Consider the following 8,726-nt stretch of genomic DNA (forward strand, 5'->3'; position numbering starts at 1 on the left):
AACAACCGAAGACAGACCCCGGCGACCGCGCCAACGGTCCCGGGGCATGGCCGACACTTACAAGGAGTGCCGACATGACTGAGGGTATCTGCTCCGCCGAGGGCTGCCCGACCCCGCGCCGGTACAGGGAACTGTGCCAGCGCCACTACGACAAGCTGAAGCGCGACCGCGCTAAGCGGAACGCGCTACGCGCCCGGCAGCGTGCAGAGCGCCCAGAGGTGACCCGGGCCTACAACCAGCGGTATTACGCCGAGCGCGAGGCTGACAACACAGAGCGGTGCCGCAGATGGCGGGAGCAAAACCCGGAACGCCACCTCGCCAACATCAACCGGTGGAAGGAAGCGAATCCCCTCAGGGTCCGCGAACACCAGTCGGCGCGCAACGCACGACGATACGCGCGCATCAAGGAGACCAGCACCGGGCCCATCGACTTTACCGCGCTGCTCAACCAGTACGGCATGGTGTGCCACATCTGCGGTGGAGTCATCCCCGGCCGGTTTGACCTTCAGTTTGATCACGTAAAGCCGCTCGCCAAGGGCGGAACCCACACCCAGGACAACATCAGGCCGTCGCACGCGCAGTGCAACCGGAAGAAGGGAGCGAAGTGGCATGCCCCTTCCGGACCACGACATGACATGGCCGCCGATTGACCCCGTTGTGCAGACGACGCTGGCTGATCACGATGCCTGGTATTCGGCCGACCCGGACCGGCTGGAGCAGCGCTACGCGGGCCGGGGCCAGCGCGAGCAGGTCAACCGGCCCGCCCAGCACCGCGGCGGCGTGGTCGGCATGCTGGCGCGCTGGTTCTGGGGGCAGCCCACCCCCGAAGGCGAGAAGCGATCCAAGCTCCACATTCCCCTCGCCGGTGACATTGCCCGCACCTCCTCCGGGCTGCTCTTCTCCGAGCCGCCCGCGCTCATCGGCGCCAACGAAGCCACCCAGACCCGACTCGACGCGATGACGAAGAGCCTCCACCCCACCCTGCTGGAGGCAGGGGAGGTGTGCGCGGCGCTCGGCGGCGCCTACTTCCGCGTTGTCTGGGACGACGAGGTCAGCGACCGGCCGTGGATCGACACCGTGGCCGCAGACCGGGCCGTTCCGGAGTTCCGGTATGGGCGGCTCACCGCGGTGACGTTCTGGACCGTCCTCGACAATGGCGACACCAACGACCGCAGGGTCATGCGGCACCTGGAGCGCCACGAGAAGGGCCGGATCTACCACGGCTTGTACGAGGGCAGCCTCACCGCCCTCGGAGCCATCCGGCCGCTGGGGGACCACCCCGCGACGGCGCCCCTCGCCACGATGGTGGACGCTGAGGGCGGCCTCCACACCGGCGCCGACAAGCACCTGACCGCCTCGTACATGCCCAACGTCCGCCCGGCGCGAGCCTGGCGGCACATCCCGAGCGCGGCCTACTGGGGACAGTCCGACTTCCAGGGCATCGAGGGCCTGATGGATGCCCTGGACGAATCCTGGACCAGTTGGATGCGGGACCTCCAGGACGGGCGCAGCCGGATCATCGTTGCCGACACCTTGCTGGAGTCCCTCGGCCCCGGCAAGGGCGTGGCCTTCGAGGACCGGCGGGTCTACACCGGCCTGAACATGCTCCCGCGCGCAGGCGACCCGAACCCCATCACCTCGGTCCAGTTCGCCATCCGAGTGAAGGAGCACGCGGACACCTGCGCGGCACTCACCGAACAGGCCGCCCGCCAGGCCGGGTACAGCGCCAGCACCTTCGGCGAGCACGGTGACGGGCAGGCGGTCACCGCGACGGAGATCAAAGCGCGGGAGCGCCGGAGTCTGAGCACCCGGGCGCGCAAGGCCCTCTACGCCGACCCCGCCCTCTCCGACATCCTCGCCGCCCTGCTCGCCGTCGAGGCCGGGTTCCGATTCGGCGTCTCAGGACTCGACATCAGCGAGCCGCCGAAGGTGGAGTTCCAGGACTCCGTCACCGAAGGGCTCGGCGAACTCGCCACCACCGCCGAGCTGCTGCGCCGAGCGGAGGCCGCGTCCACCGAGACGCTCGTACGCCTCACCAACCCCGGCATGGACGACGACGAGGTACAGGCCGAGACACGCCGCATCCTCGGCGAGTCCGGCCGCGCGACCTCGGACCCAACGCTGACCGGAGCCGAGGGGGTGCCGCATGCCGGTGTCCCCGGAGATGGCGGAAGACCTCGCGGCGAAAGTCCGTGAGCTGTATGACGCCGCCGAACTCGCCCTTCTGGACAAGCTCAGGGCCGCGCTGGCCGAGGGCATCGACAGCCCCAAGTGGGCAGAGATCAAGGCCCGCAGCATCGGCGACCTGCGACAGGCCATCGAGGACATCAGCAACGCCCTCCAGACCGACGCGAACGGCGCCGTCGCCGACGCGCTGATCGAGGCGTACAACCGCGGCCGGCAGGCAGCCGCCGCCGAGATGGGCGCACTGGACGCCGGCCGGGAGCTCCAGGCCCGTCGTGTCCTGCCCGGTGCTCCGGCGGTGGACCGGCTGGCCGCGTCGTACGCGCAGGACACCCGGCCGGTCTACCAGCGGATCACGCGGGCCGTGGTGGACGCGTATCAGGCGGTCGTCGCGCGGGCGTCCGCGTCCACGCTCCTGGGCGGCCTCACCCGCCGCCAGGCGTCCCAGCGGGCGTTGGATGAGTTCGCGAACCGGGGCATCTCAGGGTTCGTGGACTCGGCCGGCCGGTCGTGGGACATGGCGGCGTACGCCGAGATGGCCGTCCGCTCCGTCACCGCCCGCGCGGCGATCGAGGGCCATACGGATGCGCTCGCCGAGGTCGGTATCGGCCTGGTCATCGTGTCCGATGCCCCGCTGAACTGTCCGCTGTGCGAGCAGTGGGAGGGCGAGGTGCTCACTCTGTCGGGCCCGCCCGGCCCGCAGACCATCCGTGTACCGCACGCCGCACCGCCCGCCCAGCCCCGCCGCGGGCTACTCCGACGGCGCGGGCCCGAGCCCACCGTCGCCGTCCACATCGCCGGGAGCCTCATCGAGGCGCGGGCTGCCGGTCTTTTCCATCCCAACTGCCGCCATAGCCTCAGCGCCTATCTCCCGGGCGTGACGACCCGCCCGCCCGCCCACCCCACCCCCGGGACGACGTACGAGGACACGCAGCGGCAGCGGGAGATCGAGCGGCACATCCGCCGGTGGAAGCGCCGGGCGGCTGCGGCGATGGACGACCAGACCCGGCGGGCCGCGAACGCGAAGGTCCGCGCCTGGCAGAAGGCCATGCGCGAGCATGTGGCCGCGCACGAGCACCTGCGCCGCAAGCCCGAGCGTGAGCAGATCCAGGGCCCCCCGCGCCCCCAGGCGGCCGACCGTACCGGACCCGAGCAACCCGGCCCGGACGGCCAGGACGCCCCACCCGCCGGCCAGAACGCCGATCGCGCCACCGACCTGGTGACCGGCATCGACCCGGCCACACCCACCGGTTCGGCCATGGCCGACGCGCTTGCCGCGATCGACCGCGTCCACACCATCCCCGACGGGATGCGGCCGATCCCGCTCGAACCGGAGGACCGGCCCGGCTACCAGGGCGCGTACACCGGCCGCCGGATCACCCTGAACCCTGAAGGTCAGGCGCCGAGGCTGACGGCCGTGCACGAGCTGGGCCACTTCCTGGACCACGCGGGGCTCGGCCCCGGCGGCAAGCGGTTCTTCACCGACGACGCGATCGCCCCTGGCGGTGTGCTGTACGAGTGGTGGACCGCAGTCCAGGACAGCGAGCAGGCCGGGATGCTCGGCTTCCTGCGGACCATGGAGAACGGGGCCCCGCTCGTAGACCGGGTCCGGGCCGACGGCACCCGGTACACGGTCGACGTGGACCACCGGTACATCGACTACCTCGCCTCCGCGCGGGAGGCGTTCGGCCGGGCGTACGCGCAGTGGATCGCCCTGCGCTCCGGCGTTCGGAGACTCTTGGCCGGTCTGGAGGTCGCCCGGGATCCGGCGAACGGTGAGACCGTGATCCCTGGGACTGGCCTGGTCGACGGCTACCCCCGATACTGGGATGCCGTCGACTTCGCGCCCATCGCCGCCGCGCTCGATGCCGCGTTCCGGCGGCTTGGACTGCTCAGGGAGGACCCGTGATCACACCGGATGCCCTGCGCGCCATGCCTCTGAAGGAGCGCCTCGAAGCGCTGCGCGCCCTGTCCGGCGATGAGCGGGCCGCCCTGGAGCGACAGATGGCCGCCGCCCGCGAGGCAGCCGAGGCGCGGTACGGGCCGGCCGGGCGGTGGACGCCAGAGCCACCCTGTATCGACTTCACCTGACTGTCCTACCCCGGGCCCCGCCATCGTGCGGGGCCTTACGCATGCCCCGACGCCGCACGGCGTTCTGGCACCCCGGAAAGGGAGCAAACTCATGCAAAAGACCCTCAGCCGCGCCGTCTGGGCGACCGCATGGTCACACCCCGCCTGGTACGGCACGGGCCCTTTCTCCCCGGTCCTCTACGCGGATGGCGGCGCAGGGGACAACGGCGGATCCGCATCCGGACAGTCCGGCGCCGGTGAGACCGGCACATCCGGACAGTCCGGAGAAGGTGCCGCCGACCAGGGCACTGGCCAGGGCGGACAGGAGTCCGGACAGGGATCCGGAGCCGCCGGTGACGGCACGGACTGGAAGGCCATGGCCCGCCAGTGGGAGAAGCGCGCCAAGGAGAACAGCACCGCCGCGACCGAGCTGGAGAAGCTGCGCAAGGCGTCGATGAGCGAGCAGGAGAAGGCGGTCGCCGAGGCCGAGGCGAAGGGCCGCACGGCCGCCGCCTCCGACTACGGCCAGCGCCTCGCCGCTGCCGAGTTCCGCGCCGCCTGCGCCGCCGCACAGATCGACCTCGGCGAAGCGGCCGAGCTGATCGACGTGAGCCGGTTCGTCGGCGACGACGGCGAGGTCAACGTGCCCGCGATCAAGTCCGCTGTCACCAAGTTCTCCAAGCTCGCCACCGCGCGCGGGGCCGGCCGCTCTGGCGGGGACATGGGCGGCGCCGGTGGCTCCGGCGACCAGGCGGCATCCATCGACAAGCAGATCGCCGAAGCCCAGGCCAACCGGGACTTCGCGACCGTCATCCGACTCAAGCGGCAGAAGGCCGCACAGACATGATCTAAGGAGCGACCATGGCCGGGCAGATCACCGGGATGGGCACCACGTTCAACCTCCCCAACTACACCAACGAGCTGTTCGCGCTCACTCCGGAGGACACGCCCCTGCTGTCCGCGATCGGCGGCCTGACCGGCGGTGGCATGACCACCGCGACCGAGTTCGAGTGGGAGAGCTACGACCTGCGGGACCCCGGGCAGCGCACCCGCGTCGAGGGCGCGACCGCCCCGACGGCCGAAGCGCGGGTCCGAGGCAATGTGACGAACGTGGTGCAGATCCACCAGGAGCAGGTGAGCGTCAGCTACACCAAGCAGGCGGCGTTCGGGCAGGTCGCCTCCCCGCAGTCCGCCCCGTTCAACCACGCCGGTGGCTCGAACCCGGTCACGAACGAGATGGACTGGCAGGTCGCCCAGATGCTGAAGCAGATGGCACTGGACGTGAACTGGTCGTTCATCAACGGCTCGTACGTCAAGCCCGCCTCCAACGCGACCGCGCGCCAGACCAAGGGCCTGCTGGCCGCGATCACCACCAACAGGATCGCGAAGGGCACCACCACCACCGGGGCCACCTCGGCGACGGACACCATCACCTCCACCGGTCACGGCCTGGTGGACGGCGACCGGATCGTGTTCACCGCGACCGGGGCCGCGACGGGCATCGTCGCCGGGCGGGCGTACTTCGTCGACCAGATCGACGCGAACACGTTCAAGGTGTCGTCGTCCAGCGGCGGCGCGGCGATCACGCTGGGCACCGCGACCGGGATCGCGTACACGAAGCCGACCTCGGCCGCGCTCACCTCCGGGCACGTCAACGATCTGCTCCAGCTCGCGTACGACAACGGCGGCATCTCCGAGCAGCTCACGGCAACTCTGCTGTTGAACTCGGCGCAGAAGCGCGCGGTGACCGCCGCCTACGCGGGCGCGTTCCAGGAGACCTCGCGCACGGTGGGGGGTGTGGACGTGACGACCGTGGTCACGGACTTCGGGACGCTGAACGTGATGATGGACCGGCACGTCCCTCAGGACACGATCATCGTCGCATCGCTGGAGCAGCTCATGCCGGTGTTCCTCAACGTGCCGGACAAGGGTGTCTTCTTCGAGGAGCCGCTCGCCAAGACCGGCGCGAGCGACCAGTCCCAGTTGTACGGCGAGGTGGGGCTCAAGTTTGGCAACGAGCGCGCTCACGGTGTGCTGACCGGGCTGAAGGTGGGTTGATCATGGCGGTCTACGAGCGAGGCGCTGGCGGGCATGTGGCCGAGCGGGTGCGCCCGGTCCCCGACAGCGAGGAGGCGGAGCGGTACGCCGCGCTGGCCGCCGATCCGGCCTCCGGTTGGCGCTGTACCGAGCCTGACCCGGAGCCGGAGCCTGTCGAGCCGAAGCGCCCGGCCCGGTCGGCGTCCAAGGCGGACTGGAAGGCGTACGCGGTCGCCCAGGGCATGGCCGAGGCGGACGCTGAGGCCGCGACTCGGGACGAGCTGGCCGCACGGTTCACGGAGGGTGGTGGCGGCGGTGCCGGTAACGACTGACCTGGGGATTTCGGCCTCGGTCTACCAGTCGCGGGCGCTGGATCTGGCTGTGTCGGAGGATCGTTTGGCGTTCCGCCGGGCCGTCCATCTGACCGACGGCACCGGGGCGGGGAAGGCCGACAAGGTGTTCCACGACCGGCGCACCCTGGCCGCCTCTGCGACGGAGGATCTCGACCTCGCCGGGGTCCTGCTGGACGCCTTCGGCGCCGCGATCACCTTCGTACGGATCAAGGGCCTGTTCGTCTCGGCCGCCGCGGCAAACACCAACAGCGTGGTCGTCGGCAACGCCAGCGCGACCGCGTGGGCGAGCCTGCTCGGCGCGACGGGCACGGTCACGCTCCGGCCCGGGGCAACGGTCGGCGTGATGGCCGGGGCGGCGGACGCGGTCGGGTACGCGGTCACCGCGGGCACGGGGGACCTGTTGAAGGTCGCCAACTCGGCTGCGGGTACGGCCGTCACCTACGACATCGTCATCGTGGGGTCGTCCGCGTAGGAGGTGGTCATGGCCCGCATCTACGCGACGGCAGCGGACTACCAGACCTACACCGGGCAGACCCCGCCCGCGGGCATCGAGGGCGCCCTCGCGCGGGCGTCCACGATGCTCGACTCCCAGGTGTTCCGCCTGTGCCGGTACGACGCGGACCCGACGACCGGACTCCCGACGAACGCCATCGTGACCGCGGCGTTCCGGGATGCGACCTGCGCTCAGGTGCAGTGGTGGGGAGAGACGGGCGACGAGCTGGGCGTAGCGGGGCGGTGGGACTCGGTGAAGATCGGGACTGCTGCTCTGTCGCGCTCAGGCTCGTCGTCCGGCGCTGGCACGGGTGGCGGGCGGGAGGTCGCCGAGGCGGCGCTCGAAGCGCTCCGGTCGCCGGATCTGACCTGCGACATCTTCGTCCTGGGGCTGGTGACGTCCTGATGGGCCAGATCCCCGGCTGGCTGCTGCGGCACACGGTCACGGTGGAGCCGTACCTCGGGGACTCGGCGTACGGCCCCCGGTACGGGCCGCCCGTCAGCGTGCGGTGCTTCCTGGATGAGCAGACCCGCACGGTCCGCAACCGCGAAGGCCAGGAGGTCACCTCCTCCAGCACCCTGTACGCCCGCCTCAACGAGGTCTGTCCGGCAGAGTCGCGCGTCACCCTCCCCTCCGGCCGGCCGACCACGGTGATCGCCGCGCTCCGGCGGGACGGCGGGGGCCTGGCCACGCCGGATCATCTGGAGGTGCAGCTCGCATGACGCAGTTCACGCGGTTTACGCCCGGCCGGGTGCAGACTCTGCGGACCGGCCGCGGCCGACGACTCGCATCGGAGGGCCTAGAGAAGGGCCTAGAGCATGTCCTTGGCGTCTCCAAGGCCCAGGTCCCCTTGGACGAGAGCACTCTGGAGCAGTCAGGGAAGGTGCAAGTCGATGGCCTCGACGGGGCGATCTCTTACGACACTGTGTACGCCCGGCGTCAGCACGAGGAAATGGACTGGGACCACCTCCCAGGGCGTAAGGCCAAGTACCTCGAAGACCCGATGAACTCCGAGCGGGACGTGGTGCTGCGGATGATGCAGGTGTCGCTGAGGAGGTGGCTTCGTGGATGACGAGCCGGATCTCCTCGACGGCATCGCCCAGTATCTATCCGAGCGCGGCATCGTCACCTACGACCCAGCAGGCGCCAGCGGCAATCTGTTTATCGAGTCGATGCCGTCCACGCCGGGCGTCGCTGTGGTGCTCACGCTGTACGACGGCGGCATGGAGTCGGACTCCCGGCTGCCGTACGACGAACCGCGGATGCAGGTCCGCGTCCGGGGCACCCAGGACCCGCGGGTATCCCGCGCGCTGTGCGCCCGTATCCGCAGTGAGCTGCACGGCCTCGGCTCGGTCGTCCTGCCTGGCGGTATCGAGCTGATCCTCGCGGTGGCGCTCCAGGGCGGCCCGGCCTCGATCGGCGTGGACGCCAACCAGCGGCATGAGCATGTCTGCAATCTCCGTATGGAGATCGTCAGCCCCACGGCGCACCGCGCCTAATGGGAGCTACCGGGTCGTAGAGACTTGGTGCCGTAGCCGCCAGCAGGTGAGCACTCTCCGCGCCGGAAGCATCGACTTCTGAGGTCAGAC

12 protein-coding genes are annotated in these 8,726 nt (G+C 70.5%); all 12 read left to right on the forward strand.

The window, feature by feature from the left end; all coding sequences use genetic code 11:
• Positions 1–74: 74 nt before the first annotated feature.
• The 12 genes from ACWF94_RS03695 (at position 75) to ACWF94_RS03750 (ending at position 8,636) form a co-directional block, all read left to right on the forward strand.
• The gene (locus ACWF94_RS03695) at positions 75–650 is read left to right on the forward strand and encodes an HNH endonuclease signature motif containing protein (RefSeq protein WP_453484317.1); all 576 of its coding nucleotides are present in this window, start codon (positions 75–77) and stop codon (positions 648–650) included.
• Positions 610–2,196 (forward strand): phage portal protein, encoded by a 1,587-nt coding sequence (locus ACWF94_RS03700; protein WP_453484318.1) that lies wholly within the window; start codon positions 610–612, stop codon positions 2,194–2,196. The genes ACWF94_RS03695 and ACWF94_RS03700 overlap by 41 nt, the downstream gene beginning before the upstream one ends.
• Positions 2,147–4,093, forward strand: coding sequence for a phage minor capsid protein (locus ACWF94_RS03705; RefSeq protein WP_453484319.1), 1,947 nt, complete (start codon positions 2,147–2,149; stop codon positions 4,091–4,093). Before ACWF94_RS03700 ends, ACWF94_RS03705 begins: the two co-directional genes overlap by 50 nt.
• Positions 4,090–4,275, forward strand: a complete 186-nt coding sequence (locus ACWF94_RS03710; protein ID WP_453484321.1) for a hypothetical protein — start codon at positions 4,090–4,092, stop codon at positions 4,273–4,275. Before ACWF94_RS03705 ends, ACWF94_RS03710 begins: the two co-directional genes overlap by 4 nt.
• Before the next feature lie 91 nt (positions 4,276–4,366).
• Positions 4,367–5,101: a hypothetical protein gene (locus tag ACWF94_RS03715; protein ID WP_453484323.1), complete on the forward strand. Its 735-nt coding sequence runs from the start codon at positions 4,367–4,369 to the stop codon at positions 5,099–5,101.
• Positions 5,102–5,115: 14 nt separating this feature from the next.
• A complete protein-coding gene (locus ACWF94_RS03720; RefSeq protein WP_453484325.1) occupies positions 5,116–6,312 on the forward strand; it encodes an SU10 major capsid protein in 1,197 nt (398 codons plus the stop codon).
• Positions 6,313–6,314: 2 nt separating this feature from the next.
• Positions 6,315–6,623, forward strand: a complete 309-nt coding sequence (locus tag ACWF94_RS03725; RefSeq protein ID WP_453484326.1) for a hypothetical protein — start codon at positions 6,315–6,317, stop codon at positions 6,621–6,623.
• The gene (locus ACWF94_RS03730) at positions 6,607–7,116 is read left to right on the forward strand and encodes a hypothetical protein (RefSeq protein WP_453484328.1); all 510 of its coding nucleotides are present in this window, start codon (positions 6,607–6,609) and stop codon (positions 7,114–7,116) included. Before ACWF94_RS03725 ends, ACWF94_RS03730 begins: the two co-directional genes overlap by 17 nt.
• Before the next feature lie 9 nt (positions 7,117–7,125).
• A complete protein-coding gene (locus ACWF94_RS03735; RefSeq protein ID WP_453484329.1) occupies positions 7,126–7,542 on the forward strand; it encodes a hypothetical protein in 417 nt (138 codons plus the stop codon).
• Positions 7,542–7,859: a hypothetical protein gene (locus ACWF94_RS03740; RefSeq protein ID WP_453484331.1), complete on the forward strand. Its 318-nt coding sequence runs from the start codon at positions 7,542–7,544 to the stop codon at positions 7,857–7,859. The genes ACWF94_RS03735 and ACWF94_RS03740 overlap by 1 nt, the downstream gene beginning before the upstream one ends.
• The gene (locus ACWF94_RS03745) at positions 7,856–8,209 is read left to right on the forward strand and encodes a hypothetical protein (protein WP_453484333.1); all 354 of its coding nucleotides are present in this window, start codon (positions 7,856–7,858) and stop codon (positions 8,207–8,209) included. The genes ACWF94_RS03740 and ACWF94_RS03745 overlap by 4 nt, the downstream gene beginning before the upstream one ends.
• The gene (locus tag ACWF94_RS03750) at positions 8,202–8,636 is read left to right on the forward strand and encodes a minor capsid protein (RefSeq protein WP_453484335.1); all 435 of its coding nucleotides are present in this window, start codon (positions 8,202–8,204) and stop codon (positions 8,634–8,636) included. Before ACWF94_RS03745 ends, ACWF94_RS03750 begins: the two co-directional genes overlap by 8 nt.
• Positions 8,637–8,726: the final 90 nt, after the last annotated feature.

This window comes from Streptomyces sp. NPDC055078, from assembly GCF_053607985.1.

Excerpts from the sequence above, each read along its gene's own strand:
- ACWF94_RS03715 (WP_453484323.1), top strand. The coding sequence starts at position 4,367 with ATGCAAAAGACCCTCAGCCGCGCCGTCTGGGCGACCGCATGGTCACAC.
- ACWF94_RS03745 (WP_453484333.1), top strand. The coding sequence starts at position 7,856 with ATGACGCAGTTCACGCGGTTTACGCCCGGCCGGGTGCAGACTCTGCGG.
- ACWF94_RS03700 (WP_453484318.1), top strand. The coding sequence starts at position 610 with ATGCCCCTTCCGGACCACGACATGACATGGCCGCCGATTGACCCCGTT.
- ACWF94_RS03725 (WP_453484326.1), top strand. The coding sequence starts at position 6,315 with ATGGCGGTCTACGAGCGAGGCGCTGGCGGGCATGTGGCCGAGCGGGTG.
- ACWF94_RS03720 (WP_453484325.1), top strand. The coding sequence starts at position 5,116 with ATGGCCGGGCAGATCACCGGGATGGGCACCACGTTCAACCTCCCCAAC.
- ACWF94_RS03695 (WP_453484317.1), top strand. The coding sequence starts at position 75 with ATGACTGAGGGTATCTGCTCCGCCGAGGGCTGCCCGACCCCGCGCCGG.
- ACWF94_RS03740 (WP_453484331.1), top strand. The coding sequence starts at position 7,542 with ATGGGCCAGATCCCCGGCTGGCTGCTGCGGCACACGGTCACGGTGGAG.
- ACWF94_RS03735 (WP_453484329.1), top strand. The coding sequence starts at position 7,126 with ATGGCCCGCATCTACGCGACGGCAGCGGACTACCAGACCTACACCGGG.
- ACWF94_RS03705 (WP_453484319.1), top strand. The coding sequence starts at position 2,147 with ATGCCGGTGTCCCCGGAGATGGCGGAAGACCTCGCGGCGAAAGTCCGT.